The organism is Kocuria salsicia, assembly GCF_007681555.1.
Classification (GTDB): domain Bacteria; phylum Actinomycetota; class Actinomycetes; order Actinomycetales; family Micrococcaceae; genus Kocuria; species Kocuria salsicia.
Genome location: NZ_VELE01000007.1, coordinates 25,330 through 52,027 on the forward strand (window position 1 = coordinate 25,330; position 26,698 = coordinate 52,027).

Annotated in this window: 18 protein-coding genes and 3 tRNA genes; 10 read left to right on the plus strand and 11 right to left on the minus strand. The window is 71.0% G+C overall.

Annotated features, from left to right (window positions below; all coding sequences use genetic code 11):
- Positions 1–49: 49 nt before the first annotated feature.
- From tmk to FS770_RS09995, 4 genes are all read left to right on the plus strand, one after another.
- The gene (tmk, locus tag FS770_RS09980) at positions 50–706 is read left to right on the plus strand and encodes a dTMP kinase (protein WP_144943122.1); all 657 of its coding nucleotides are present in this window, start codon (positions 50–52) and stop codon (positions 704–706) included.
- Complete coding sequence (locus FS770_RS09985) at positions 703–1,830, plus strand: DNA polymerase III subunit delta' (protein ID WP_144943121.1); 1,128 nt, start codon at positions 703–705, stop codon at positions 1,828–1,830. The genes tmk and FS770_RS09985 overlap by 4 nt, the downstream gene beginning before the upstream one ends.
- 20 nt (positions 1,831–1,850) lie before the next feature.
- A complete protein-coding gene (locus FS770_RS09990; protein WP_145011534.1) occupies positions 1,851–3,419 on the plus strand; it encodes an alpha/beta hydrolase in 1,569 nt (522 codons plus the stop codon).
- A gap of 91 nt (positions 3,420–3,510) precedes the next feature.
- Positions 3,511–3,583: transfer RNA gene (locus tag FS770_RS09995), tRNA-Thr, on the plus strand.
- 166 nt (positions 3,584–3,749) lie between these two features.
- Here FS770_RS09995 and FS770_RS10000 read toward each other — a convergent pair.
- From FS770_RS10000 to FS770_RS10020, 5 genes are all read right to left on the minus strand, one after another.
- Positions 3,750–6,320 carry an HAD-IC family P-type ATPase gene (locus FS770_RS10000; RefSeq protein ID WP_145011536.1) on the minus strand — a complete coding sequence of 857 codons (2,571 nt, stop codon included), beginning with the start codon at positions 6,318–6,320 and terminating at the stop codon, positions 3,750–3,752.
- Between the two features lie 356 nt (positions 6,321–6,676).
- Positions 6,677–7,210 (minus strand): hypothetical protein, encoded by a 534-nt coding sequence (locus tag FS770_RS10005; protein ID WP_244944867.1) that lies wholly within the window; start codon positions 7,208–7,210, stop codon positions 6,677–6,679.
- 51 nt (positions 7,211–7,261) lie between these two features.
- Complete coding sequence (locus FS770_RS10010) at positions 7,262–7,486, minus strand: YbdD/YjiX family protein (protein ID WP_144943117.1); 225 nt, start codon at positions 7,484–7,486, stop codon at positions 7,262–7,264.
- Positions 7,486–9,771 (minus strand): carbon starvation CstA family protein, encoded by a 2,286-nt coding sequence (locus FS770_RS10015; protein ID WP_145011542.1) that lies wholly within the window; start codon positions 9,769–9,771, stop codon positions 7,486–7,488. The genes FS770_RS10010 and FS770_RS10015 overlap by 1 nt, the downstream gene beginning before the upstream one ends.
- A 202-nt stretch (positions 9,772–9,973) precedes the next feature.
- The gene (locus tag FS770_RS10020; RefSeq protein WP_145011545.1) at positions 9,974–10,957 is read right to left on the minus strand and encodes an NAD(P)H-quinone oxidoreductase; all 984 of its coding nucleotides are present in this window, start codon (positions 10,955–10,957) and stop codon (positions 9,974–9,976) included.
- 189 nt (positions 10,958–11,146) lie between these two features.
- Here FS770_RS10020 and FS770_RS10025 point away from each other — a divergent pair.
- Positions 11,147–11,234 (plus strand) — tRNA-Ser (locus tag FS770_RS10025).
- A gap of 78 nt (positions 11,235–11,312) precedes the next feature.
- On the opposite strand, the gene FS770_RS10030 is transcribed toward FS770_RS10025, so the two are convergent.
- The 3 genes from FS770_RS10030 to FS770_RS10040 form a co-directional block, all read right to left on the minus strand.
- Entirely contained in the window at positions 11,313–13,016 is a 1,704-nt protein-coding gene (locus FS770_RS10030) for a phospho-sugar mutase (protein WP_186366752.1), read from the minus strand.
- Positions 13,016–13,672 (minus strand): deoxyribose-phosphate aldolase, encoded by a 657-nt coding sequence (gene deoC / locus FS770_RS10035; RefSeq protein ID WP_144943114.1) that lies wholly within the window; start codon positions 13,670–13,672, stop codon positions 13,016–13,018. The genes FS770_RS10030 and deoC overlap by 1 nt, the downstream gene beginning before the upstream one ends.
- 94 nt (positions 13,673–13,766) lie before the next feature.
- The gene (locus FS770_RS10040; RefSeq protein WP_145011547.1) at positions 13,767–15,062 is read right to left on the minus strand and encodes a thymidine phosphorylase; all 1,296 of its coding nucleotides are present in this window, start codon (positions 15,060–15,062) and stop codon (positions 13,767–13,769) included.
- A gap of 174 nt (positions 15,063–15,236) precedes the next feature.
- Between FS770_RS10040 and FS770_RS10045 the strand changes: the two genes are divergently transcribed.
- A complete protein-coding gene (locus FS770_RS10045) occupies positions 15,237–16,454 on the plus strand; it encodes a NupC/NupG family nucleoside CNT transporter (RefSeq protein ID WP_145011549.1) in 1,218 nt (405 codons plus the stop codon).
- Positions 16,455–16,568: 114 nt separating this feature from the next.
- Complete coding sequence (locus FS770_RS10050; RefSeq protein WP_145011552.1) at positions 16,569–17,504, plus strand: sugar-binding transcriptional regulator; 936 nt, start codon at positions 16,569–16,571, stop codon at positions 17,502–17,504.
- Between the two features lie 235 nt (positions 17,505–17,739).
- On the opposite strand, the gene FS770_RS10055 is transcribed toward FS770_RS10050, so the two are convergent.
- The gene (locus FS770_RS10055) at positions 17,740–19,743 is read right to left on the minus strand and encodes an FAD/NAD(P)-binding protein (RefSeq protein WP_145011555.1); all 2,004 of its coding nucleotides are present in this window, start codon (positions 19,741–19,743) and stop codon (positions 17,740–17,742) included.
- Positions 19,744–19,849: 106 nt separating this feature from the next.
- The gene (locus FS770_RS10060) at positions 19,850–21,826 is read right to left on the minus strand and encodes a S8 family serine peptidase (RefSeq protein WP_145011558.1); all 1,977 of its coding nucleotides are present in this window, start codon (positions 21,824–21,826) and stop codon (positions 19,850–19,852) included.
- Between the two features lie 332 nt (positions 21,827–22,158).
- Between FS770_RS10060 and FS770_RS10065 the strand changes: the two genes are divergently transcribed.
- Positions 22,159–23,649, plus strand: coding sequence for an MDR family MFS transporter (locus tag FS770_RS10065; protein WP_244944868.1), 1,491 nt, complete (start codon positions 22,159–22,161; stop codon positions 23,647–23,649).
- 132 nt (positions 23,650–23,781) lie between these two features.
- Here the strand turns inward: FS770_RS10065 and FS770_RS10070 are convergent.
- Positions 23,782–23,871: transfer RNA gene (locus tag FS770_RS10070), tRNA-Ser, on the minus strand.
- A 185-nt stretch (positions 23,872–24,056) separates the two neighbouring features.
- On the opposite strand from FS770_RS10070, the gene FS770_RS10075 reads away from it, so the two are divergent.
- Positions 24,057–25,178, plus strand: coding sequence for a glycosyltransferase (locus tag FS770_RS10075; RefSeq protein WP_145011564.1), 1,122 nt, complete (start codon positions 24,057–24,059; stop codon positions 25,176–25,178).
- Between the two features lie 10 nt (positions 25,179–25,188).
- Positions 25,189–26,691: a lipopolysaccharide biosynthesis protein gene (locus FS770_RS10080; protein WP_244944869.1), complete on the plus strand. Its 1,503-nt coding sequence runs from the start codon at positions 25,189–25,191 to the stop codon at positions 26,689–26,691.
- Positions 26,692–26,698: the final 7 nt, after the last annotated feature.

The window sequence follows — 26,698 nt, forward strand, 5'->3', positions numbered from 1 at the left end:
CCCGCACCGTCCGCTGTGGGTGTCCGGACCGGTGGCTACAGTGGTGCGCGTGAAGCAAACAACGCGCGGGGCGCTCATCGTGTTCGAAGGCGGTGACGGCGCCGGCAAGTCCACCCAGGTCGCGGCGCTCACCAGGGCCCTGCGCGAGTCCGGCGCCACCGTCACGTGCACGCGCGAACCCGGTGGCACCCCCCTGGCGGAGTCGGTACGCTCCCTCGTGCTCGATCCCGCCCACGCCCCCGTGGACGCGGAGACCGAGGCGCTGCTCTTCGCCTCGGCGCGCGCGGACCACGTGGCGCGTCTGATCCGCCCGGCCCTGCAGCGCGGGGAGGTGGTGGTCTGCGACCGGTTCGTGGACTCCTCCGTGGCGTACCAGGGAGCGGGCCGCGGGCTCGGCGTGGAGCGCGTGCTCCAGCTCAACGAGTGGGCGCTGCGCGGGCTCGTACCGGACCTCACCGTGGTGCTGGACGTGGACCAGGACACCGCAGAGGCCCGGCGCGGCCTGCGGGGACTGGCCGCGGACCGCATGGAGTCCGAGGCCAGGGCCTTCCACGACGCCGTGAACGCCACCTTCCGTCGGCTCGCCGAGCGGGCGCCGGAGCGCTACCTCGTGCTCGACGCCGCCCAGCCCCCGGAGCGGATCGCGGAGCTGGTGCTCGACCGCGTGCGCGGTGTGGTTCCCGTGCGTGACGAGGTGGCCGGATGAGCGTGTGGGACGAGGTGGTGGGCCAGCCGCGCGTCGTCGAGCAGCTACAACGCGCCGCGCAGGACAAGGACCCCACCCACGCCTGGCTGTTCACGGGACCTCCCGGCTCGGGCCGTTCGACCGCGGCCCGCGCCCTCGCCGCCGCCCTGCTGTGCGAGCACGGCACCGGCTGCGGCCAGTGCCACGCGTGCCGCACCGCCTTCGCCGGCACGCACGCGGACGTCACGAACTTCGTCACGGAGAACCCGCAGATCAGCATCGAGGAAGCCCGCGAACTCGTGGTCAAGGCGCAGGACCGGCCCTCGGTGGGCTCGTGGCGCATCATGATCGTGGAGGACGCGGACCGCATGACGGAGCGCACCTCCAACGTGATGCTCAAGAGCATCGAGGAGCCGCCTCCCCACACCATCTGGCTGCTGTGTGCGCCCTCCCCCATGGACGTGCTCGTGACCATCCGGTCGCGCTGCCGCGCGGTGACGCTGAAGGTCCCGTCCGCGCAGGACGTCGCCCGGCTGCTCGTGGCCCGCCACGGTGTGCCGGAGCAGCGCGCTGAGCAGTGCGCACGGCTCGCCCAGTGCCACGTGGGCGTGGCCACCCGCCTCGCCCTGTACGACGACGCCCGCACCCGCCGCCAGGAAGTGGTCTCGCTGCCCCTGTCCATGCACGGGGTCACCCAGGCCGTGCGGGCCGCGGACCGGCTGCACCGCCTGGCGGTGGACGAGTCCGCGGCGGACGCGGAGGCCCGCAACGACGAGGAGCGGGCCCAGCTGCTCGTGTCCATGGGCGCCCCGGAGACCGGCCGCGTGCCACCGGCCATCCGCGGTGCGCTGAACCGGCTGGAGGCGGACCAGAAGCGTCGCTCCCGCCGGATCCAGACGGACACCCTGGACCGGTTCCTGATCGACCTCACCACGTTCTACCGGGACGTGCTGAGCGTCCAGCTGGGCACCGGGATGCCCCTGGTCAACGAGCACCTGGGGGAACAGATCCGGGGCTACGCGACGAACTCGTCCGCGGAGCAGACGCTGGAGAAGATCGACGTGATCAGCGAGACCCGGCAGCGCATCCGCACCAACGTGAGTGCCCAACTCGCGTTCGAGGCCATGATGGTCTCCATCGTCTGACCCCCCCCCGAGAGGACCCCGTGCACAACTCCCGTCCCCGCCGCGCCGCCGTGCTGCTCGGCGCCGTCGCCCTGTTCCTCACGGCCTGCTCCGGGGGCGGTCCCCAGGAGGCCAGGGGGTCCGCGGACCCCGACGTCACGGCGAGCGCGGACCCTGCGCTGGAGTCCTACTACACGCAGTCCCTCGACTGGGCTGGCTGCGGCACCACCAGCGAGGGCCAGCAGCTGCCGGAGGACGTCCAGTGCGCGGCGGTCACGGTCCCCGTGGACTACGCGAACCCGTCCGGAGGGAACACGCAGGTGGAGATCGCCCGGCTGCAGGCCACCGGTTCCTCGCCCGAGGGCGCCCTGTTCCTCAACCCCGGTGGGCCGGGCGGCTCCGGCGTGGACATGATGGCCTCCACGGACTACTTCACGTCCAAGGAAGTGCGCAAGGAGTTCGACCTGGTGGGCTTCGACCCGCGCGGGGTCGGCCGGTCGGACGGCATCCGCTGCCTCTCGGACCGCGAGATGGACGAGTGGCGGCAGGAGCCGGCCTTCGATCCCGCCAAGGAGTCCTTGGACGAGGTGCGCACGAGCTCCCGCGAGATCGGCGAGAAGTGCCACCGCAATTCCTCCACCGTGGTCTCCCACATGGACACCCAGAGCGTGGCGAAGGACCTGGACGTCCTGCGCGCCGTGCTGCGCCAGCCCGTGACGCACTACCTGGGCTTCTCCTACGGCACGGAGATCGGCGCCACGTACGCGCACCTGTTTCCCGCGCGCACGGGACGCATGGTGCTCGACGGCGCCGTGGACCCGACCCTCGACGAGCGTGCTTCCGCGCTGGCCCAGGCGGAGGGGTTCGAGGACAACCTGCGGCGCTTCGTGGCGGACTGCCAGGAGAACACCCGGGGGTGCGCCGTGGGCGAGGACGACGTGGACGCCGGGATGACGAAGATCAGGGAGATGCTGCGAAAGGTCTCGGAGGGCCGCACCGCCGTGTCCGACGGGCGCACACTGACGGCCACCAACGCGCTGGAGGGGATCCTGGTGCCCCTCTACTCGACCGCGGGCTATCCGCAGCTCGACAGTGCCCTGCAGGAGGCGTTCGACGGGAAGTACGAGGCCCTCATGGCGTTCTCGGACTCCAACCACGGGCGGAACTCCTCCGGCAAGTACACGAGCAACGTATCCATGGCCTTCACCGCGGTGAGCTGCCTGGACACGGACTCCGCTGACATCAGCGACGCGCAGATGGCCGACGCCGCCAAGGAGTTGGCCACCAAGGCCCCCACGTTCGGCCCCTACCTCGGCTACGGTGCGGCCGCGTGCCAGGGGTGGCCGGACCGACCCGTGACCCCCCTCGTGGACTTCCACGCGGACACGGAGGCCCCCGCCCTCGTGGTGGGCACCACCCACGACCCGGCCACGCCCTACCCGTGGGCGCAGTCCCTGGTGAAGCAGCTCGGCGAGGCCCGACTGCTCACTCACGAGGGCTACGGCCACACCGCCTACACCTCGGGCAGTACGTGCGTGACCCGCGCCGTGGACGGCTACCTCCTGAACGGCGCCCTGCCCGATGAGGGGGCCGTGTGCGACGCGAGCTGAGGCCCGCTGGGGCGGGCAGCTGATTGGTGGTGCCGCGCCGCGATCTGATACTGTTTCGGCGTGCATCTGGGGTTCTCGCATCCCCGGTCACGCCGCCTTAGCTCAGTCGGTAGAGCGATTCACTCGTAATGAATAGGTCGCCGGTTCGATTCCGGCAGGCGGCTCCGCAGAGGCCCCGTCACCACCAGGTGACGGGGCCTCTCCCGTTTCGCGGCCAGGCCTCGCGGCCATCCCCCGTGCGCCGAACCGCTGCGGCGGTCTCCACAGCTTCGGTGGCCTCCACGGGACGGGACGCCCCCGCCGAACGCCGTCGTGACTGGAGCCCAAGGCCTACTCGGCCCAGGCAGCCGCCTCGAAGGCCGCGGGCTGCGTGCGCCGCAGCCACCGCGTGTGCACCCGGAAGTTGATCTCCACGAGCACGGAACCCACGAACGCGAAGGCGAGCGAGGCCCACAGCAGGGAGGCGTGGGGCACCTCGAACTGGTGGTACGTCAGGGAGAGCGGGACCACCACGACCAGCACGAGCCCCGCGTACATCGCAACCACGAGCGCCAGCCGGATCCGGGTCAGCGGGCGGGAGCCCACGCACAGGATCCACAGCCCCACGAGCACCAACACCAGGAAGCTCGACGTCTGGAACTCCCGCGTGGAGCTCGCGTGGTCCACGGTGCGCTCGTAGAGGTTCAGCCCCACCACGCACAGCGCCACGACCACGGCGCTCGGCACGGAGAAGTGCAGGGCCCGTTTGAGGTAGCCGGAGACGTAGCGGCGGCTGTTGGGGAGCATCGCCAGGATGAAGGACGGCGCGCCCAGCATCAGGAAGTCCGCCGTGGAGTACTGGCGGGGCAGGAACGGGAAGGTCCAGGCGAGCAGGCCCAGGACCACGCCCATCAGCACCGAGAACCCGGTCTTGGTGAGGAACAGGTGCGTGACGCGCTCGATGTTGGCGATGATCTTCCGTCCCTCAGCGAGTACGGACGGCAGCCGCGAGAACTGCCCGTCCAGCAGCACCAGACGGGAGACGGCCTTGGTGGCCGGCGCCGCGTTGCCCATGGCGATTCCGAGGTCCGCGTGCTTCAGCGCGAGGGCGTCGTTGATTCCGTCACCGGTCATCGCGACCACGCGCCCGCCCTCCTGCAGGCCCAGCACCATGTTCTTCTTCTGGTGCGGGGACACGCGGCCGAACACGCTGTGCTCCCGCGCGGCGCGGTGCAGCTCCTCGCCGTCGTCCGGCAACTGGGTGGCGTCGACCGCACCGTGGGAGACGTCCATCCCGGCCGTCCTGGCGGCGGCGGCCACCGTGGCGGGGTTGTCCCCGGAGAGGACCTTGAGATCGATCCCCTGCTCGGTGAAGTACGCCAGCGTCTCGCGGGCGTCCGAGCGGACCTGCTCACGGAAGGTCAGCAGCAGCTGCGGCTTCACGTCGGGCGGCAGCTCCTGAGCCGCGCGTCTGCGGCCGTCCTTGCCCGGCTCCGCCAGGACCAGGTGCTCGGCGCGGGAGAGCACCATCGTGCGCATCCCGGCGGTGGCGAGGTCCTGCGCGTGCTCCCGCGCCTCACGATGCTCTGCGTCCGCAAGCTGCACCTCCGGGGCACCCAGGATCCACGCGCCGGAGTCCGGGAACTCCACGCCGGAGAAGCGGTTCGCGGAGGAGAAGCCCAGCACCGCCACCGGTTCGTGCGGGTTGGGGTGCTCGTAGCCCTCGGCCAGTGCGGCGGCCGTGGGGTTCGCGTGCGGATCCGCGCCGAACCACGCGAGCGCGGCGGCGGCCTCCGGGGACGGTTCGACCACGTCCGCACGAGTAGCGGCGAGGTCCGCGGCGTCGTCGGGGGCGGCAGCGGGCGCCTCGTGGGCAGTGTCAGAGGGGGCCGACGGCGTGAGGCAGCGGGCGGCGTCGAAGGAGACGCCGCCCTCGGTCAGGGTCCCGGTCTTGTCGAAGCACACCGTGTCCACGCGCGCGAGCACCTCCACGGCGGGCTGCTCCTGGATCAGCACCTCCTGGCGAGCCAGCTTCACTGCGGCCACGGCGAAGGTGATCGTGGTCATCAGGGCGAGGCCCTGGGGCACCATCGAGGCCACGGAGGACACCGAGGCCACCAGGGCGTCCTGCCACGCCCCCGTGTCGAACGCGTGCTGCCAGCCCCCGGCCGCGCGCATCTGCCCGTTGAGCACCACCGCGATGATGGGGACCAGGGCAGTGGAGAGCCACCGGACCACCCGGGCGAGGGAATCGCGCAGCTCGGAGCGGATGGGGGCGAACTGTCGGGCCTCGTTGGCGAGCTTGGAGGCGTGGGACTTCCCGCCCACGGCCGTGACACGCACCGTGCCGGAACCGCTGGTGACGCTCGAGGCAGAGAGGACCTTGTCCCCGGGCTGCTTCACCACGGGGTCGTTCTCGCCGGTCAGCAGTGACTCGTCGATGTCCAAGCCGTCCGCCTCAAGCACCTCGCCGTCTGCCGGGACCTGGTCCCCGCGGGAGAGCAGCAGGACGTCGTCCAGCACGATCTCCTCGAGGGGAACCTTGGTGAGCACGCCGTCACGGCGCACGCTGGCGGGGTCCCGGCGCAGCAGCGCGATCTTGTCCAGCTGCCGCTTGGCCGAGAACTCCTGCACGAAGCCGATCACCACGTTGCTCACAGCTGCCACGAGGAACAGCAGGTCCAGCCAGCGCCCGAGTGCGATCACCACGGCACCGCACAGACCCAGCACGAGGTTGAACAGGGTGAACAGGTGGGTGCGGACGATCGCCCACAGGCTACGAGAGGTGCTGTTGGGCTGCGCGTTCGTCAGCCCGAGCTCCACCCTCTCGGCGACCTCCTGGGAGCTGAGGCCTTCCCGGGGCAGCGTCCCGTCATCGGCCCGTCCGGGGGTGCGTGCGGGGCTCGTGGTCCGGTGGGGCATGGATATCCTTGCGGGCTCGTCGTTGGTCCCCAGTCTATGAGTGGGGACTCCCCGGGTGCGTGACGCCTTGCCGGGCCCGGGGTGGGAACCCTGGCGGGAGCACAACCATTCCACGAGGCTCTGTTGCGCGAGAACAGCGCTCTATAACATGGGAGCAGGACGTTGCGGCTCTGGCTTGCCCAATGATCCGGACAGGGGACGCACGCGAACCCCGGGGGTTCCACGACCGGAAGGGCCGCGGGCCCCCGGGGGTTCCGCGGCCCCGCTCCGTGCTCAGCCAGCCCGTGACCCGCTCCCCACCCGTTCCACCCTGCCGGCCCGTGACGCGGCGCTTCGAGTACGGCGGCAGCCACGGGTCAGTACTGGCCGCGTCTGACGGAGCGGGCCGCCATGAGATCCTCGGCCGCCAGTACGTACTGCGCCACGACAGCCGCCCTGCGCTGGATGGGGGCGGGGTCGGCGAGGGGCGATCGGACGGGCGACGCATCGTCGTCCCCGGGGGCGGCGACGGCGCTCGGGGCGGTGCCGCGCGCGGAGAACCGCGCCATCGTCAGGGCCTCCGCGGTCTGTGCCATGGAGTTGCCAGCCCGGGAGAGCTGGCGGTGGACGTCCGAGACGTAGCCGTCCGTGGAGTGCGGGATGTCCTGGGTCTGCGAGGGTGCCCGGAAGTGGGCCTCCGCGCACACGGCACGCACCCGCGGAAGCAGGTCCGCGAGCTCGTTCGCCACGGGGACGGCCATGGCGCGCAGCTCGGGGTCGCGGACGGACTCGAGGATCTGGTGGTACCGGTCCAGCCCCCGCTTGAAGCGGTCGTGGGCCCGGCGCCAGACGCCCTCGCCCAGTTCCCGCTCGTCACGGCGCGTGGCCCTGTAGTCACTGAAGAAACCCACCGACATCCCTTTCCCGTCCACCATCCGCAGGCGGCGGTCCATCCTACCGTCTCAGCAGCACCGGCCCTCGGGGTGGGCGTCCTGCCAGTCCTGCCAGTCCCGCCAGAACTCCCGTTCGGTGAGCGGCTCGGACTCGCACCCGGTGGCGCGGTGGTACTGCAGGTAGCGCTCGTACCTGTCCGCGCCGAGCACTCCGTTGCCGAAACGCACCGCGCCGCGCCACCAGTCGAGGAACCCCGAGCGGCCCCGCCCCGCCTGCTCCACGGCCCCGGTCATCAGTGGTGCCCCCCACCCGTGGGGGTGCGCTGCTCCAGCGGCAGCGCCCTCCACTGCTTCTCAAGTGCCTTCTCGGAGGGCATGGCCACCAGGCCCGACGGCGCGTAGAACCGGGACTCGACCACCGGGTCCTCGTGCGTGCCGCGCCCCCGGCCCCGCAGGGCCTTGACCGTCTCCACGACACCCATGACCACCACCACGATCGTGAGCACCACGAAGAGCACCGAGAGCGTCCCCTGCACGAACGTGTTGCGGACCACGGCTTCCATGGCCTCCACGTTCTTGGCCGTGCCGAAGCTCGTCTTGCCCTGGGCCAGCGCGTCCTTGAAGGCGCCGTGGTTGGCCCAGTAACCCACCTTGGGGTCGGACGAGAAGATCTTTTGCCACGACCCCGTGACGGTCACGAGCACGTCGAAGAGCAGCGGGAGCATGATGATCCACAGGTACTTGAAGCGGTGCAGGTTCGCCGCGATGGCCAGGCACACCGCGAGCGCAATCGCGGCAAGCAGCTGGTTGGCGATGCCGAACAGGGGGTAGAACGTGTTGATCCCGCCCAGCGGGTCGGTGACGCCGAGGATCAGGATGGTGCCCCAGCCCGCGACCATGATCGCGGTGGTCAGCCACGCACCGGTGCGCCAGTTGACGTCCCGGAAGCGCGGGAAGAAGTTGCCGAGGGTGTCGGTGAGCATGAAGCGGGCCACGCGGGTGCCGGCGTCCACGGCGGTGAGGATGAACAGCGCCTCGAACATGATGGCGAAGTGGTACCAGAAGCTCATCATGGATACTCCCCCGAACCACTGCTGCATGATGTGGGAGAGGCCCACAGCCAGGGTGGGTGCGCCACCGGTGCGGGAGACGATGGTCTCCTCCCCCACGGCGTCTGCGGTGCCCTGCAGCAGCTCCGGGGTCACGTGCACGCCGGACAAGCCCAGGGAGTTCACGAACGCCGCCGCACCCTCGACGGTTCCCATCGTGGCTGCCGGAGAGGCGTTCATCGCGAAGTAGATGCCGCGGTCGATGGACACGGCCGCCACGAGCGCCATGATGGCCACGAAGGACTCCATGAGCATGCCGCCGTAGCCGATGAAGCGCGCCTGGCGCTCCTTCTCGATCATCTTGGGAGTTGTGCCGGAGGCGATCAGGGCATGGAACCCGGAGAGCGCACCGCACGCGATGGTGACGAACAGGAACGGGAACAGGGACCCGGTGAACACGGGACCGTCCGAGCGGCCGGCGAACTCGCTGACCGCGGGCACTGTGATCTCCGGGCGCACCACCACGATGGCGGCGGCGAGCAGCAGGATGGTGCCCACCTTCATGAACGTGGAGAGGTAGTCGCGCGGGGAGAGCAGCAGCCACACGGGCAGCACGGCGGCCACGAAGCCGTAGCCGATCACGCACCACGCCAGGGTCACCCGGTCCAGAGTGAACAGCTGCGAGCCGAGCTCGGTGTCCGCCACCCAGCCGCCGGCCACGATCACGAGCATCAGCAGCACGAAGCCGATGACCGAGACCTCCATGACCCTGCCCGGGCGCAGGTAGCGCAGGTAGACGCCCATGAACAGGGCGATCGGGATGGTCATGCCCACCGAGAACACGCCCCACGGGGACTCGCCCAGGGCGTTGACCACCACGAGCGCGAGGATGGCCACGATGATGATCATGATGGCCAGCGTGGCGACGATCGCCGCGTAGCCACCCACCACGCCGAGCTCCTCCCTGGCCATCTGGCCGAGGGACCGGCCGCCGCGGCGCATCGAGAAGAACAGCACCAGGTAGTCCTGGACGGCTCCCGCAAGGATCACGCCCACGATGATCCAGATGGTCCCGGGCAGGTAGCCCATCTGCGCCGCGAGCACGGGGCCCACGAGCGGACCGGCGCCTGCGATCGCGGCGAAGTGGTGCCCGTAGAGCACCCGCCGGTCGGTGGGCATGTAGTCCTTGCCGTTCGCGTGGTACTCCGCGGGGGTCGCACGCCGGTCGTCCGGGCGGGTCAGCTTCAGCTCGATGAACTTGGAGTAGAACCGGTAGGCGATGAAGTAGCTGCACACTGCCGCGAACACGAACCAGATGGCGTTCACGGACTCGCCGCGGGCGAAGGCGATCATCACCCACGCCACACCCCCGAGCAGGGCGATGCCCACCCACAGGGCGATCCGCAACGGGGTCCACCGGGTCTGCTCCCGTTCCAGGACCTCGGGGGTCACATGGTTGGGCGGGAGCTCGGCGCTGCCTCCCTGGCTCGGCTGCGGGGACTCCGCCGGGTGGCGGTGCGTTGTGCTCATGGGGGAAGGCTCCGAATCTCGTGCCGGCACCCTGGGTGCCGCGTGTGATGGCGGACACGAGTCTATGCGAGGTGCGCCACGCCCGCGGCCAGGGGGTCAGAGCGCTGGACGGTCGGGTCTGGCTCCCGGCGCGCACCATGCGCAATCCCGCCGACCGCCGCGCGGCGTCGTCGGGCCGGGCCCACGGGCGGCCCGCGCCCCGTCACAGCGTCAGCAGCACCTTGCCCACGTGGGAGCCGGAGTCGAAGTACTCGTGGGCCTGACGCGCCTGCTCCAGGGGGAACGCACGGGAGACGAGCGGGCGCACCCGCCCCGAGGCCACGAGCGGCCAGACGTGCTCGCGCACCGCGGCCATGATGCTCGCCTTCTCCGCCGCGGGCCGGGCGCGCAGCGTGGTGCCGATGACCGCCGCGCGCTTCTGCAGCAGCCGACCGACGTTCAGCTCCCCCTTGGCTCCGCCCTGCATGCCGATGATCACGATCCGCCCGTTCGTCGCGAGGGCCTCGAGGTTCGGGCCCAGGTACGCGGCGCCGACGATGTCGAGGACCACGTCCGCGCCCCGTCCCCCGGTGAGCTCGTGCACGCGCTCCACGAAATCCTCTTCCCGGTAGTTGATGGCCTCGGCACCCAGCTCGCGCACCACGCGCGCCTTCTCCTCGTTGCCCACCGTGGTCAGCACGGTCATGCCGAGCGCCCGGGCCACCTGGATCGCGTGGGTACCGATCCCCCCGGCGCCGCCGTGGACCAGCAGGGTCTCGCCCTCACGCGCGGCCGCCGCCATGAAGACGTTGGAGAACACGGTCGCGGCCACCTCGGGCAGACCCGCTGCGGCCACGGGATCCACGCCGTCGGGCAGCGGCAGCACCTGCGGCCACGGCGCAACGACGCGCTCCGCGTATCCACCCGAATCCACGAGCGCGACGACGCTGTCCCCCACCGCCAGCCCGGCGGCGTCGGGCACGTCCGCACCCAGCGCAGTGACCGTCCCCGAGACCTCGAGCCCGAAGACATCGGTGGCACCCGGCGGGACGGGGTAGTTGCCCTGGCGCTGCAGGACGTCCGCGCGGTTGATGCCCGCGGCCGTCACCTCGATCAGCACCCCGTCCGGGGTCATGCTCGGTTCTGGGGCCTCCCCCACCTCGAGCACCTCGGGGCCACCGGAACGCAGATCTCGTACGGCTCGCATGGGACGTCCTTCCACTCGCTGTCTCGGTCTCACCCCATTCTCCTGCCGCAGCCCCGGCGAGCGCCAGGCGACCCCGCGCGCCGACGTGGACGGGCGCGCCCGTCTGCCCCCCCCCGGTGGCACCCCGGGCGCGGGGCGTGGAATAATGACGACTCGTTCGCCCGGGCCAGCCCGGTGCCGAGCACAGCTGGAAGGTTGTCCGAGCGGCCTAAGGAGCTGGTCTTGAAAACCAGTGTGCGGTAACCCCGTGCCAAGGGTTCAAATCCCTTACCTTCCGCGGAACCACGAAGCCCCCGTCCTCTGAGCATTCAGGGGACGGGGGCTTCGTGGTTGGTACCGCGGGGGTCAGTGGGGCTCAGAGCCCCACGACCTCCCGCAGCTGCTCGCTGATCGCCCGCAGCCGCTCGGCGGCCTCCGCGCGCGGGACGTCCTGTCCCTCGGCAACGGGCAGCACCACTTCGAGGTAGCACTTGAGCTTGGGCTCCGTGCCGGAGGGGCGCACGATCACGCGGTCGTCCGCCTCCGTGCGGATCAGAACGCCCTCAGTGGGCAGCAGCTCGGGGCTTCCCTCGGCGAGGTCCACGAACTCCGCAACCGGGGAGCCCGCGAGTTCCGCGGGCGGGTGCTCGCGCAGCCGGGCCATGCCGCGGGCGATGAGCGAGAGGTCCGCCACCCGGAACGTCAGCGGAGCGGTCGCGTAGAGCCCGTGCTGCCGGGCGAGCCGGTCCAGCTCGTCCTGCACCGTGGTGCCCCGCTCCTTGAGCCGGGCCACGAGCGAGGCAACGCGCACCGCCGTGGAGACACCGTCCTTGTCGCGCACGGCCGTGGGATCGGTGCAGTAGCCGATGGCCTCCTCGTAGCCGAATCTCAGCCCGGGCGTGCGGGCGATCCATTTGAAGCCCGTGAGGGTCTGCCGGAAAGTGAGACCGTGCTGCGCGGCAATGCGGCCCAACAGGCGGCCGGAGACGATCGAGCACGCGAGGGTGTCCCCCGGGCGGTCCGGGTCCGAGGCGGCGTCCTCACCGAGCAGCGCTCCGAGCTCGTCACCGCTCAGTCGTCGCCAGTCCTGGAGCGGATCGCCGGTGCCCGCGCCGGCGGGGACGGCCACGGCGCAGCGGTCGGCATCCGGGTCCAGGGCGATGGCCACGTCCGATCCCTCGCGGGCCGCGAGCGCCATCAGGAGGTCCATGGCACCGGGTTCCTCGGGGTTGGGGAACGCCACGGTGGGGAAGTCCGGGTCCGGCTCGGCCTGCTCGGCCACGACCGAGACGTTGGGGAATCCCGCCTCGTCCAGCACCCGCAGGGCGGTGCCCAGGCCCACGCCGTGCATGGCGGTCAGTGCGATCGAGATGTCCTGGCCCCCGCCCTCCCCGGCCCGCAGCGAGGCGGCGCGGCGCACGTAGCCGTCGAGCACGGCGTCGTCGGCGGTGGTCACGGCCCCGGGGTCGCGGGGGACCTCATCCGCGAAGGGCGCCGCCGCGATGCGCTCGGCAATCCGGGCGTCGTCCGGCGGCACGATCTGCACGCCCTTCTCGTCGTCGCCAGCCACGGCCCGCCCACCGAGGTAGACCTTGTAGCCGTTGTCCGCGGGTGGGTTGTGGGACGCCGTGACCATCACGCCGGCGTCCGCACCGAGCTCACGCACGGCGTAGGCCACTAGGGGCGTGGGCAGCTGGGCGGGCAGGCGCACCGCGCGGCAACCGGCCGCGGCGAAGACAGCCGCGGCGTCCGCGGCGAAGTCCTCCGAGCCGTGGCGGGCGTCGCAACCGACCACCACGAGGGGCTCCGGGCCCACCCGCTCCACGAGGAACGAGGCCAGCCCGGCGCTCGCCCGGATCACCACGGCGCGGTTCATCCGGGACTCCCCCGCGCCGACCGCCGCACGCAGCCCCGCGGTGCCGAACATGAGCGGTCCTTCGAAGCGGGACTCCAGCTCCGTCAGCGCGGACTCGTCCCTACCCTGGGCCTTCTCCAGCACGGCGGACAGCTCGGCCCGGGTGCGCTCGTCGGGGTCATGGTCAAGCCACTGCTCGACGCGGTCTGCAAGCTGCTGGTTCATCAGGAATCCAGTCCTTCCAGTACCGATGCCGTGCCGGAGAGCCCCAGCCTGGTGGCCCCGGCGTCGACCATGGCAAGTGCGGCCTCCGTGGTGCGGATGCCACCCGAGGCCTTCACGCCCAGACGGCCGCCGACCGTCTCCGCCATGAGCCGCACGGCTTCCACGCTCGCACCACCGGCGGGGTGGAAGCCCGTGGAGGTCTTCACGAAGTCCGCACCGGCGGCCTCCGCGGCCCGGCACGCGGCCACAATTTGCTCGTCGCTCAGCGCCGCGGACTCGATGATGACCTTCAGCACCGTGGGCTCCGGGCACGCCGCACGCACCGACTCGATGTCCTCGCGCACCCCGTCCCAGTTGCCGTCCATGGCGAGCCCGAGGTTGATGACCATGTCCACCTCGTCCGCACCCTGGGCCACGGAGTCCGCGGCCTCCACGGCCTTGACCTCGGAGGGGTGCGCGCCGGAGGGGAAGCCGCACACGGTCGCGAGCTTCACGCCGTCGGGCAGCTCCACGTCCAGACGGGAGGGCGACACGCAGATCGAGTACGCCCCGAGCTCGGAGGCATCGCGGGCGAGGTCCGCGACCTGCTGGGCGGTGGCCTCGGGCTTGAGCAGGGTGTGGTCGACCATGGCGGCGAGCTCTGCGCGGGTGATCATGTGCTTCTCCTTAGTGGTTTTTGGTGCCGCGGCGCGGTGCGCGCCAACGGCGGTCGTGGGGCGCCCTGCCCGCACGGGTGCGCCGGGCGCGTGCTCAGGCGATCCGGTCCAGGACGACGTCCTCCCGGGCGCCGGTGCCCTCGGCCGCGTCCGGGTCGATCATGGCGCCCTCGGCAATGGCCTCGAGCGCACGGTCGAAGCGCTCGGGGGTGTCCGTGTGGAGGGTGAACAGCTTCTGTCCCTTGCGCACGCGCTCGCCCGGCACCGCGTGGATCTCCACGCCGGCCCCCGCCTGCACGGGGTCCCCCTGCCGGGCCCGGCCCGCGCCGAGCCGCCACGAGGCGACCCCCACGGACATGGCGTCCAGCTCGGTGAGCACGCCCTCGGTCTCGGCCAGCACCTCCTGCGTGTGCTTCGCCCGGGGCAGGGGTGCGTCCGGATCCCCGTCCTGTGCGGTGATCATCCGCTTCCAGGTGTCCATGGCGCGGCCATCCTGCAGCGCAGCCTCCGGGTCTGCGTCCTCCACACCGGCCGCCGAGAGCATCTCCCGTGCCAGCGCCACGGTCAGGCGGACGACGTCGCTCGGCCCGCCGCCGGCCAGCACCTCCACCGACTCGCGCACCTCCAGGGCGTTGCCCACCGTGCGCCCCAGGGGACGGGACATGTCCGTGAGCAGCGCAACGGTGTCCACCCCGTGGTCCTTGCCGAGGTCCACCATGGTGCGGGCCAGCTCACGGGCGTCCTGCTCCGACTTCATGAACGCACCGGGACCGGTCTTGACGTCCAGCACGAGAGCGCCGGTGCCCTCGGCGATCTTCTTGGACATGATCGAGGACGCGATCAGGGGAATGCACTCGACCGTGGAGGTGGTGTCCCGCAGGGCGTAGAGTTTCTTGTCCGCCGGGGCCAGGCCGCTGCCGGCTGCGCAGATCACTGCGCCCACGGTGTCCAGGATCTCCATCATCCGCTCGTTCGAGAGGTCCGCGCGCCACCCCGGGATGGCTTCGAGCTTGTCGAGCGTGCCGCCGGTGTGCCCCAGACCGCGGCCGGAGAGCTGCGGAACGGCCACCGCAAAGCTCGCCACGAGGGGGGCGAGCGGCAGGGTGATCTTGTCCCCCACACCACCGGTGGAGTGCTTGTCCGCGGTGGGCCGGGAGAGCGCCGAGAAGTTCATGCGCTCGCCGGAGTCGATCATGGCCTGGGTCCAGCGGGAGATCTCCGGACGGTCCATGCCGTTGAGGAAGATGGCCATGGCCAGCGCGGACATCTGCTCGTCCGCCACCACGCCGCGCGTGTACGCGTCCACCACCCAGTCGATGGCCTCCGGGGACAGCGTCTCGCGGTCCCTCTTCATGCGGATCACGTCCACGGCATCGAACGCCTCGACCATCGTTCTCACTCCCTCGTGTAGATACGGCGCCGCGCCCTTGCGAGTGCGGAACCCGCGACACGGTTCACCAGCAATCCTAGGCGGCGTGTCGGAAAAAATGTCAACTATAGTTTTGACAAATGTTCGCGCGGGGGCAGAGTCGCCATCGCGCCGGAGTCGAAAGCCGAGGTCGCCGTGGACCGCTTCCAGGGCCTGATCGGGATCGCACTGATCCTGGGCATCATCATCCTTCTCTCCCGCCACCGCAGCGCCATCAAGTGGCGCACGCTCGTGGTGGGCCTGGCCCTGCAGATCGGGGTGGCGCTGCTGATCCTGAAGTGGGGGCCGGGCTACGAGGCCCTGAAGTGGTTCTCCGGGCTGGTCCAGGGGCTGATCGGCTTCACCAACGAGGGCACCAAGTTCGTCTTCGGCGGGCTCATGGGCGAGAACAGCGGCTTCGTCTTCGCGCTCAACGTGCTCCCCGTGATCATCTTCCTGGGCGCACTCATCAGCGCCCTCTACTACCTGCGGATCATCCAGGTCTTCGTGCACGTGCTGGGCACCGTGCTCAACAAGATCATGGGCACCTCCAAGATTGAGTCCGTGTTCGCCTCCACCGTGATCTTCCTGGGGCAGAGCGAGGCTCCCCTGATGATCAAGCCCTACCTGAGCAAGCTCACCCGCTCCGAGCTGTTCGCGTGCATGACCGGCGGCTTCGCCGCGGCGGCCGGCTCCACCCTGGTGGGCTACTCGCTGCTGGGCGCCCCGCTGCCGTACCTGCTGGCCGCTTCGGTGATGAACGCGCCCGGCTCGCTGCTGATCGCCAAGGCGCTGATGCCCGAGACCGAGAAGTCCGAGGCCTCCGTCAACGTCCTCAAGGTGCGGGACACCGAGTCCAAGAACGTGATCGACGCGATCGGCACCGGCGCCCTGAACGGCGGACGGATCGCCGTGGTCGTCGGCTGCCTGCTCATCGCGTTCATCGCGCTGATCGCCTTCGGCTCCGCCGTGCTCGGCTGGGTCGGCTCTCTGTTCGGCTTCGAGGGCTGGTCCCTGGAGGGGCTGTTCGGCATCATCTTCTCGCCGCTCGCGTGGGCCATCGGCGTGCCGTGGCAGGACGCCGCCCAGGTGGGCAACTTCATCGGCCAGAAGACCATCCTCAACGAGTTCGTGGGCTACACCTCGTTCGGACCCGCGATCCCGGACATGGACCCGCAGTCCGTCCTCATCACCACCTTCGCCCTGGCCGGCTTCGCGAACCTCTCCTCGATCGCCATCCAGATCGGCTCCTTCGGCGGGTTGGCCCCGGACCGGCGCGGGGACGTTGCACAGATGGGCATGTTCGCCCTGCTGGCCGGGTTCCTCACCAACATGCTCAACGCCGCACTCGTCGGCGTGATCATGGGGCTGTGACGTGCCTGCACGCACGAGGCGACCGCTGACGCCCACGACGGCGACGATGTCGTCCCCGTTGGCCTCGCCGCGCACCCGGGCTCACGCCCCCACCCGGAGGAGGTGGCCGGCGGCATGGAGCTGAACCCCCGTGATGCCCAGTCTCTGGAGGTGGCCCGGCTGTACTTCCAGCGGGGGCTGTCCCAGGCAGAGGTGGCACGGCAGCTCTCGCTCTCCCGGCCCACGGTGTCCAAACTGGTCCAGCACGCCAAGGACCGCGGGTTCGTGACCATCGAGATCCACGATCCCCGGGAGGTCTCCTCGACCGTGGGCCGCAGGCTCTGCGCGACGTTCGGGCTGACCGACGCCCGCGTGGTCGCCGCTGCGGGGACCGAGGACGAGCTGCTCCACGAGCTCGGCGGCATGGGCGCCCAGGTGCTCGAGGAGAACGTTGCGGACGGAGACCTCGTGGGCATCACGTGGGGCCGCACCATGCGGGCCCTGGCAGCTGCCCTCACGCCTCAGCCGCGCAGCGGGGTGCAGCTGGTCCAGCTCAAGGGCAGCAGCGGTCTGGGGTCTCCTCTCGCGGGCCACCACGAGACCGTGCGGCTGCTGTGCGCGGCCTTCAACGCCTACCCCCACACGCTGCCGTTGCCCGTGCTCTTCGACAGCCCTGGCGTCAAGCGACTCGTGGAGCAGGACCGGCACATCGAGTACGTCCTGGATCTCGGCCGCAGCGCCCGCTCCGCCATCTTCACGGTGGGCTCCGTGACGCAGGACGCGCCGCTGCTGGGGCGTGACTACCTCACAAAGGCGGAGCGCACGGCGATCGCCCGGCACGCAGTGGGAGACCTGTGCTCGCACTTCATCGACGCCCAGGGCCGCCCCGCGGTACCGGAGCTCGACGAGCGCACCGTCTCGATCCCCCTGGCGCACCTGCGTGAGAAGGAGATCCGTATCTGCGTGGCCGGCGGGGCCGGAAAAGTCCCGGTGTTGCGCGCCGCCCTGCAGGCCGGGCACGTCTCCCACCTGGTCACGGACGAGCGCACCGCCCGCGCCCTCCTGGGCTGAGTCCCCCGCGGGGTTCGGCGACGCCGCCCGGGACCTCCGCACTGACCAGTTCGTGCCGTCCCGCGCGGGACAGCGCTGCGACGCCCGCGCGCTGGTGCCCAGCCGGGTCCCGGCGTCTGTCCTCGGCGCCCCGGTCGACGTCGTCGCCCCCTCTGCCGCGACGTCGCCACCCGTGGCGGCCTCACTCACCGCGGCAACCCGGCAGAGCGCCGCTGCACTTCGATCCCGCCGCGGCTCACGCCCCGGCGCGCACCCCCGCGAGGATGTCCCGGGCAATCTGGTCCGCGTCCGCGAGCGTGCGTGCACCGAGGCGCGCTGGCGCCTCGGCCTCCGCAGCGATGGCCACGCCCCACTGCACCGAGGACAGCTGCAAACCGAGCACATAGATGCTCTGCTCCGCGGTGTCCTTCGCGCCCACGGCGCGGTAGACGAAACCGGGAGCTGCGGCGTCGTCCTGCCCCGCCCCGCGGGCGCGCTCCGCTCGGACGTCGAGACCCGTGCTGGTCTCGGGGCTGGCACCGTCGCGGGTTTCCATGAGCCTGCCGCGCACCAGCCCGCGCTCGTGCATGTGGGTGAGCAGCGGGGAGATGTTGCGGTGGACGTCGTTGGTGGGTGACATGGCCTCGATCAGCCAGCGCGAGCGCACCGGCGCGGCCTCCACCCACGGGGACGCCGCCACGAAGCAGCCCTGGGTGCGGTCCACCACGAAGCGCGGCTCGGGGCCCAGGAACCGGACCACCCCGGCACGGGTCAGTGCGGCGAGCTGCTGGATCCGCAGCACCGGCGGCCCGGACGCGAGCCCCTCCACGAGCGGCTCGAACGCGCGGCGCAACTCGTGCACCCAGGAGGAGTCGGAGATCCCGATCTCCGCGAGCACGCACTTGAGCACCGTGCGCGCGGCGTTCAGGGAGGCGATGGCCATCTTGGTGGGGTCGTCCTCGCCGCGCAGGGAGCCGCTGACGTCCCGGTCGAGGTGGTGGACCACCGCCGCCGCGTACTCGTCGTGGCTCGCGAAGCTGACGTCCTCGAACGGCCGCGCCAGACGCGCCTGCTGCAGCTGCCTGCCGGGCACCACTGCCTCCGAGACCAGGGCGTCGATGCGGCTTGACCAGTGGGAACCGTCGGGGTCCGTGAGAATGGTGTCCAGGCGGCGCAGGAACTCGCCCGGGTCCGCGGTGAACGCCTCCGGGGTGGTGCGGGCCAGGACCGCGTAGTAGTTCCAGTTCACGTCCTTACGGATCAGCGGCCACAGCTGGCGGTCGAAGGACAGGGGCGTGCCGTCCTCCTCCGCCAAGCGGCGCACGGCGTCGAGCGTAAAGAAGCGGGTCTGCAGGGACTGCGCGTAGTAGCCCGCGAGCGCCGGCTTGGCACGGTACGGGGTGCCGCGCCGGGATCCCGCGACGATGCGCGGTTCGCGACCCGACGGGTGGTAGACCAATCGCTGCGGGTTGTCCGGGACCGAGGTGAAAGTGCCGCCGCGGCCCTCCGTGAGCTGGGCGAGCGCATCGCAGAAGTTCAACCCCATGCCCCGCACCAGCACTGTCTCCCCGCTGGGCACCTCGGACCACCACGCATCGGCCGGCACGGTGGGGGGCCAGTACGTGAGCCCGTGCTCGGCAGCGCCGTCCACGAGGTCCTTCTGGGAGGGCCGCAGGTGCGCGTCCAGGTGGCCGAGGGCGAGGACCACGGCGTCCGCGGGCAGCACGTGGCCGCCCGCGAGCTCCACCGCGTACCGGTGCCGGCCGTCCGAGCGGACCCACGCGTCCACGGCCTCACCGCGGTGCACCTCCAGCACCATGCCCGCGGGAAGGTTCTGCCGCAGGGTCTCGAACACCCACTCCAGGTAGCGCCCGTAGACGGCCCGCGGCGGGTACCCCTGGGGCGAGAGCTCGGCGAGCGCCCGCACCTGCTCCTCCGCCAACGGCGTGGTGGGCGTGATCCGGCCGTCGACGACGCCGCGGCGCCACCTCTCGAAGCTCATCCCCCGCAGCGGCTCCGGCGAGGGCACGTCCAGCACGCCCTGTCCCGCGAGGACCGTGGGGAACAGGGACGGGGTGTTCATGAGGAACAGCTCGGACTGGTCGGTGCGCCACACGTGGCCCGGCCCCGGCGGGAAGGGGTCCACGAGGTCCACGTGCACACGGGCGCCGCTGCTGGCCGAGTGCGCCGCGAGTCGTTCCACCACCGACAGACCCCGGGGGCCGGCCCCCACCACCACCACACGCTGCTCAATACCCATGCCGTCCAGGATATCGACGCCGCACACCTCCGGGAGCGGGGCGCGGGCGGGCGACCGCGGCGTCGTGCCCTCCCGTGCCCTGGCAACGGCCCGGGCGGGGTTCCCGTCAGCGGAGCGCGGCGCGGACCACCTTCCCGGTGCTCCGCGTCCAGGTGTACTGCGTGATCTCACCGGTCTTCACGGTGCGGAAGCGCTGGTAGGCACCCGCGGCGGTCTTCACCTCGGGCGAGGTGGGGTAGCCGCTGCCCGCCTCGTGGCCGTCGCGGGCCCACTGCTTGCCGATGGCCGACGTCTCCACGACGGGCTGCGCCCCGGTCGCCGCACTCCAGATGATCTTGGTGGTCTGCGTCGTCCCCGGGCGCACGAAGTTCTGGTAGGCCCCTGCGGTGCTCGTGGGCAGCTCGTCCTTGGCGGGCAGCCCGAAGGCGGCCGGACCGCCCAGCCGCGAGTAGCGGGTCCCGATGCCTTTCCAGGTCTCGACCCTGTGCGCGCCGGTCTCGTGGGACCAGTAGATGCTGGTGGCCCTGCCGTTCTTCGTGAAGGTCTGCACCACCCCACCCACTCCCGTGCTCAGCTCCCAGGTGGTCGGGGCACCCATGGCTGCGGCGCCTCCGTGCGCGTTGTAGTAGGTGGCAATGGCCCCGTGCACGGTGGGCTTCGCCCTGGCCACAGCCCGGGCCGCGGCGGCGCCGTTCACCTTCCGGTAGCCGCTGACGTTCGAACCGGTGCTGCGCAGGGTGTTGCGAATGGCCTCCACCCCCAGGTCCGGGTTGCGCTCCTTCATGATCGCGATCACCCCGGCCACGTGCGGAGCGGCCATGGAGGTTCCGCTGAGGTCCCCGTAGGCGGGTCTGCCGATCGAGTAGGTGCCCGTGTTCACCGTGGACCAGATGGGGGAACTCGCGTCTCCTCCGGGTGCCACGACGTCGAGCATGGGCCCCCAGTTCGTGTATCCCGTGAGCTGGTTACGGTAGGACGTGGCTCCCACCACGATGGCGCCACCGCAGTTGGCGGGCGAGGCCAGGTTCGCGCTCTTGGCCGCGTTGCCGGCCGCCACCACGAGGGGGACGTTGATCGCGTGCATCCGGTTGATGGCGTTCTGCATCACCGCGGGGCACGTCCCGGAGTCCCACGCCTCCGAGAGGTTGACCACCTTTGCCGGGTTCGCGTTCCTGGGCACTCCGGGGACGGGGATGCCCGCGGACCACATCACGCCGTCCGCGATGTCCGAGACGTACCCGCGGCCATCCGCCCCGAGCACGCGCGCGTGCTGGATCTTCGCGTCGGGGGCCACGCCGGCGATCCCCGCCCGGTTGTTCGTCTGGGCGGCGGCAATGCCCGCCACGTGCGAACCGTGCCACCAGGACGGCCGCCCCGGGCTCCAGTCCCCCTGGTCCTGCGGGTTCGCGTCACGTCCGTTGCCGTCCCGTGAGTGGTAGGTGTCCGAGAGGAAGTCGTAGCCGGGCACCGTCTTGGCGTTGAGGTCCGGGTGGTCGGTCTGGCCAGTGTCCGCAATGCCGATCACCACGCCCTGACCGGTGCCCTGCCACCATGCGTTCGGCACGCCGATGTTTCGCGGACCCCACTGGTAGTTCCAGTTCGTGTCGTTCGGGGTGGCGGGAGGTGTCGCGGCGAGCGCCCCCACCACGATCTGGTCGGGCTCGGCGGACTCCACGGCGGGGTTCGCCTCGATGGCGGCCACCATGTCCTTCTGCTCCGCCGGGGAGAGCATGGTGTCCGTCTCCACGACGTCCTCGCCGCTGCCCGTGGTCCGGACCGTCTTCGCGCGGGGGAGGTCGCTTGCCTGGGCGGCCTGCGCGAGCGCGGCGCTGCGGCGCTCCTGGGGCACATCCTGCTTGTACTCCACGACGAACCGGTCGGTCTCCGGGAGCACACGCCCTTGCCCCGCCGGACCCCGTCCCAGGGATGACACTCCTCCACCCACCGCCGGCTGCACCTGCGCGGCCTGCTCCCCCGACGACGTCGCTCCGCCCGGGGGTGCCGCCGCTGCGGGTCCCGCCGTGGCGATCACGGCCGCCGACAGTCCCGCAGCAATCCAACCGCGCACTCGTGCGTTGCCCATACCCGCTCCTCCTGCTCAGACCCGGGCCCGGTACGCCTCGTACCCAGGCGGGTGGGGGTGGACCTGGTGCTGCTTCCGAAGTGTATCCATCCGCGTAGATATGCGAGAGCAAACACGGAGTTCCCCGAATTGTGAAGGGGGCCCGAGTCTCCCGGGGCCGCGGACGGCGTCCAGCCCGTGAGCGGAGACGGTTCGGGACACACCGCTGCTCGCCCCTCCCTGAGGCCCGTGACTTTCTTGCCGCTGTGGCGACACACCGCTATGCTTGCGCGGCCCCCGCCGGTCTTCCGTGCGGGCGGATGCCGCCTCCTCTCACCGCTCGGAGCCCCCTCATGCCCTCTGCCGCACCGACCGAAGAACGCCCGCAGTCCACCGCCGGGACCACCGCGACCATTGCCGTGCTGCTTGTGGCCGCGTTCGTGGTGATCCTCAACGAGACCGTCCTCAACGTGGCCCTGCCGCACATCATGGCGGACATGGCCGTGAGCGCGGCGACCGTCCAGTGGGTGACCACCTCCTTCATGCTCACCATGGCCGTGGTCATCCCCACCACGGGGTTCCTGCTGCAGCGCTTCGGCACCCGCACGGTCTTTGCCCTGGCCATGGGCAGCTTCTCCCTGGGTACACTGCTCGCCGCCCTGACCCCCAGCTTCGGTGTGCTGATCCTGGCCCGCGTGGTCCAGGCCTTCGGCTCTGCGATCATGCTGCCCCTGCTGATGACCACCATCCTGATGCTCGTGCCCAGGCAGCGGCGCGGTGTGGTGATGGGCAACGTGTCCATCGTGATCTCGGTGGCGCCCGCGCTCGGCCCCACACTGTCCGGCGTGATCCTGGCGCACTTCCCGTGGCGCACTATCTTCTGGTTCGTGCTGCCCATCTCCCTGCTGGCGCTGGTGATCGGGCTCGTGCGACTCAAGGACGTCAGCGAGCGCGGCAAGCTCACTCTGGACCTGGTCTCCGTGGCGCTTTCCGTGGTGGGCTTCGGGTCCCTCGTGCAGGGGCTCTCCGCCGTGGGCGCGGCCGGCTCCGAGACCGGCGGGCACACCAGCTGGCTCTCCTCGACCGCCGGCGGAATCACCGTGCTGGTGCTCGGAGTGGTGCTCGTGGCGCTGTTCGTGTGGCGTCAGCTGGTCCTGCAGCGGCGCGACGAGGCCTTCCTGGACATGCGCACGTTCCGCCACCGGGACTTCACCGTGTCGGTCGCGGTGCTCGCGCTGGGCATGATGACGCTGTTCGGCGGCGTGATCGTGCTGCCGCTGTACCTGCAGATCGGGCGCGGTCTGGACACCCTCGAGACGGGTCTGATCCTGCTGCCCGGAGGGCTGGTCATGGGGCTGCTGGGCCCGGTGGTCGGACGCCTGTTCGACGCGTGGGGCCCCCGTCCGCTGTCCGTTCCCGGCGCCGCCCTGCTGGCGCTCGTGATGTTCGGCTTCTCCCGACTGCAGGCGGACACCCCCGTGTGGTGGATCGTGACCCTGCAGATCGCGATGTCCGTGGGCCTGGCGCTGATCTTCACCCCGGCCTTCACCGCCGGACTGAACCCACTGCCCCCGCACCTGTACTCGCACGGCTCGGCCACGCTCTCCACGCTGCAGCAGGTGGCCGGCGGCGCCGGTACGGCTCTGCTCGTGGGGGTGCTGCAGGCCGGCACTGTGGTCTCGCGGCGCGCGGACGGCAGCACCGTCACGGACTCCATCCCCGGTGTGCACGCCGCGTTCGTCACGGCCACCGTGATCGCCGTGGCCGTTACGGTGCTGACCTGCTTCATGCGCCGTGGCGAGCCCACGGAGCTCTCCCGGACGGGTGACGACACCGCAGCCTGAGGCCCCGGGGTCGCGTGATCTCCCGGGGGCGCGGCCCGCTGAAGCCCCCGGACACGACGAAAGCCGCGGGTCCACTCTCGTGGACCCGCGGCTTTCGTGGTCCGCCCCGCGAACTCGCGGGACGGACACCGGCGGAGACGGGGGGATTTGAACCCCCGGCCCGGGGTTAAACCGAGCCCTTCATTAGCAGTGAAGTCCATTCGGCCGCTCTGGCACGTCTCCTCGGCCGTCCGTGATGCACCACCCCCGAAGGATGTGGCTCATCACAAAACAACGGATGTCATCGTATCGGCCGGGTGCATGGGCGGTCAAAGCGGTAGGGGATCCAGCGCCGCCCCATGGCTCCGTGGTAGTCATGGTGCGTGAGCGTCCCGCTCAGTCCCCGCCGCCCGAAAGGTCCTCCTCCCGTGCGATCACTCGTCGTCACCGCCTGGTTCCCCGACGCGCAGACCCCCAGCCGAACCCCGTTCGTCGTGGAGCACTGCTGGGCCCTGCAGGAGGCGGGGCACGACGTCGCCGTCGTCCACATCACTATCGGCCGCGCCTCGGCGCCCACGTCCCAGGATGTCTACCAGGGCATCCCCGTGACCAGGGTCGCGCTCAACATCGCGGATCCCCTGAGCTACCTGCGGGTGGAGCGCCTGATCGCCACCGGCCTGCGCGGGGCGGACGTCCTGCACACCATGGCCTTCTCCGCCGTCCTCTTCGCAGCGGTGCCCTGGCTGACCCGACGGATCCCGTGGGTGCACACCGAGCACTGGAACGGCGTGGTCAACCCGGCCAGCGTGGGGCCCCTGTGGGAACGCACCGCGTGGCTGCGCCATGCACTGCGGCTGCCGCACGCCGTCACCGGAGTGACCGGCGAGCTGTGCCGGGAGATGGCCCGTTTCTCGCGCCCCGGCGCCACCCACGTGGTGCCATGCGTCGTCGAGAACCCCCACCCGGCGCGGGAGTTCCCTGCAGCGCCCCCGATCCGGCTCGTGGGCGTGGGCGCGCTCATCGACCGCAAGCAGCCCGTCCGCGCGCTCGAGACCGTGGCCGAGCTCGTGGGCCGCGGCGTGGACGTGCACTACACCCTCGTGGGGAACGGCCCGCTCATGCAGACCCTGCGGGATACCGCCCGCAGCCTGGGCATCGAGGACCGGGTGGAGCTCACCGGTCCGATCCCCCCGGCGGAGGTGGCAGACCGGCTCTCCGCCGCCCACATCTTCTTCCTGCCGAGCGAGCAGGAGAACTTCTTCACCGCTGTCGCGGAAGCCATTGCCGCTGGCCGCCCCGCCGCCGTGCCGCTGAGCGGTGGCTTCGACGACTACTGCACGCCCGATAACTCCGTCCTCACGGACAGCTGGGACGTGCCGGTCCTCGCCGACGCCGTCGAGACCGCCTGGGAGCGGTTCCGCCACTCCTCCCCCGCGGAGATCGCGGGCACCGTGCGGTCCCGCTTCTCCCGTGCGGAGGTCGGAACCCTGTTCTCGAGGCTCTACCGCGCGGTCTCGGGCGGGGACCCTCGCACGGCGTCGAGTCGATAAACTCCAGGGCGTGACGAAAACCCCCGCCCCCGCCACGTCCTCCGGCCGCTGGCGGGGCATCCTCTTCCCCCCGCCCAACCACGAGAACCGGGACAACCCCCTCGGGTCCTCATTCGCCCTGACCGTGATTGCGGTCTTCGTGCAGGGGCTATCCCGCTTCGGGTACAGCCTGCTGGTGGGCAACATGCTGGGCAGCGAGATCCTGGGACAGGTCAACCTGGCCATCTCCCTCGCGCTGTTCCTGGTGCTTCTATGGCCCCAGGCCTCCGGGAACGCGGCCTCGAAGTTCATCGCTATGGCGCGCGGGCAGCAGCACCGCGAGGAGCAGCTGTCGGTTGCGGTCTACACCTCCCGCACCGCGGCCCTGGCCTCTGCGGTTCTCGCAGTCGCGGCCGTGGTGATCGCCACCTGGTTCCTGCACCTTCCCCCGAGCTACGCGCTCTCCACCGGGCTGCTGGTTATCGCGCTGTCCGCGTACAACTTCGTGCGCGGCGTGCGTACCGGCAACAACCAGTTCGTCACCACCGCCATCTGGGACTGCATCAGCTCCGGCATCACCCTCACCCTGCTGCTGGTAGTGCTGCTGGGCGGCCTCACGCCGCTGCTGCTCCTGCCCCTGAGCATCGGCTACCTCTGCTACGCCGTCCCTGGCTGGCCCCGACGCTCCGGTGGCCAGCTGCCCGCGTCCCTCAAGCGGCAGATCAACTCGTTCACCGCGTGGGCCGCGGTCAACATCATCACGGCGTCAGGGTTGCTGCAGCTGTCCATGATGCTCGGCAAGCACTACGACACCCCGCTGGCCGTCGGGCAGTACTCGGCCGCGGTGAGCATCGCGACCCCCGCGAGCATGCTCTCCTCGTCCATGCTCGTGGCCCTGGCCCCCGCCGTCGCCCGCATGTACACCGCCGGGGACATGGCGGGAGTCCAGCGCCAGCTCGACTCGATCCTGCGCGTGATGGTGCTCGTGTTCCTGCCGGTGTTCGGGGTGGGGATCCTGTGGGCCAGACCTGTGATCCATCTGCTCTACAACGCCCGGGCCCACGAGTTCGAGGGCGCCGTACCCCTGCTGATGGTCCTGTTCTTCGCCGTGTCCGCCACCAGTTTCAACGCCTCCAACTCGCGCCTCAACGGCGGGGAGAGCTGGGGTGTCCGCGCGCTCGCCGGCTGCAACGCCCTGGGTCTGGTCCTCGGCATCGCCACCGTCCTGTGGTGGGGGCCGAGCCTCGGAATCATGTCAGCGGCGCTGGGCTACCTGGTCGGGTGCCTCGTGAGCTCCCTGGGGCCCCTGGTCATCGTGTGGATCCACGACCGCATGCACTGGGCGGGGCTGATGACGCGGGTGGCCCTGGGCTACCTGTTGATCCTGGCGGCCCTGTGGTTCATCCTCACCCTGCCGGGTCTGGGCACCACCGTGGTGGCGACCCTGAGTTTCCTCGTTGCCTGGTGCGCGATCTCGTGGCGCGACCTCGCCCCGCGGGTGGCCATGGTGGCCCGCAGGCTGCGGCGCTCCTGAGCCACGG

Bases quoted from the DNA above. Each gene is read 5' to 3' on its own strand.
- FS770_RS09985 (WP_144943121.1), top strand. From the start codon at position 703: ATGAGCGTGTGGGACGAGGTGGTGGGCCAGCCGCGCGTCGTCGAGCAG.
- FS770_RS10000 (WP_145011536.1), bottom strand. From the start codon at position 6,320: ATGCCCCACCGGACCACGAGCCCCGCACGCACCCCCGGACGGGCCGAT.
- FS770_RS10010 (WP_144943117.1), bottom strand. From the start codon at position 7,486: ATGACCGGGGCCGTGGAGCAGGCGGGGCGGGGCCGCTCGGGGTTCCTC.
- FS770_RS10015 (WP_145011542.1), bottom strand. From the start codon at position 9,771: ATGAGCACAACGCACCGCCACCCGGCGGAGTCCCCGCAGCCGAGCCAG.
- FS770_RS10020 (WP_145011545.1), bottom strand. From the start codon at position 10,957: ATGCGAGCCGTACGAGATCTGCGTTCCGGTGGCCCCGAGGTGCTCGAG.
- FS770_RS10030 (WP_186366752.1), bottom strand. From the start codon at position 13,016: ATGAACCAGCAGCTTGCAGACCGCGTCGAGCAGTGGCTTGACCATGAC.
- deoC (WP_144943114.1), bottom strand. From the start codon at position 13,672: ATGATCACCCGCGCAGAGCTCGCCGCCATGGTCGACCACACCCTGCTC.
- FS770_RS10040 (WP_145011547.1), bottom strand. From the start codon at position 15,062: ATGGTCGAGGCGTTCGATGCCGTGGACGTGATCCGCATGAAGAGGGAC.
- FS770_RS10050 (WP_145011552.1), top strand. From the start codon at position 16,569: ATGGAGCTGAACCCCCGTGATGCCCAGTCTCTGGAGGTGGCCCGGCTG.
- FS770_RS10055 (WP_145011555.1), bottom strand. From the start codon at position 19,743: ATGGGTATTGAGCAGCGTGTGGTGGTGGTGGGGGCCGGCCCCCGGGGT.
- FS770_RS10060 (WP_145011558.1), bottom strand. From the start codon at position 21,826: ATGGGCAACGCACGAGTGCGCGGTTGGATTGCTGCGGGACTGTCGGCG.
- FS770_RS10065 (WP_244944868.1), top strand. From the start codon at position 22,159: ATGCCCTCTGCCGCACCGACCGAAGAACGCCCGCAGTCCACCGCCGGG.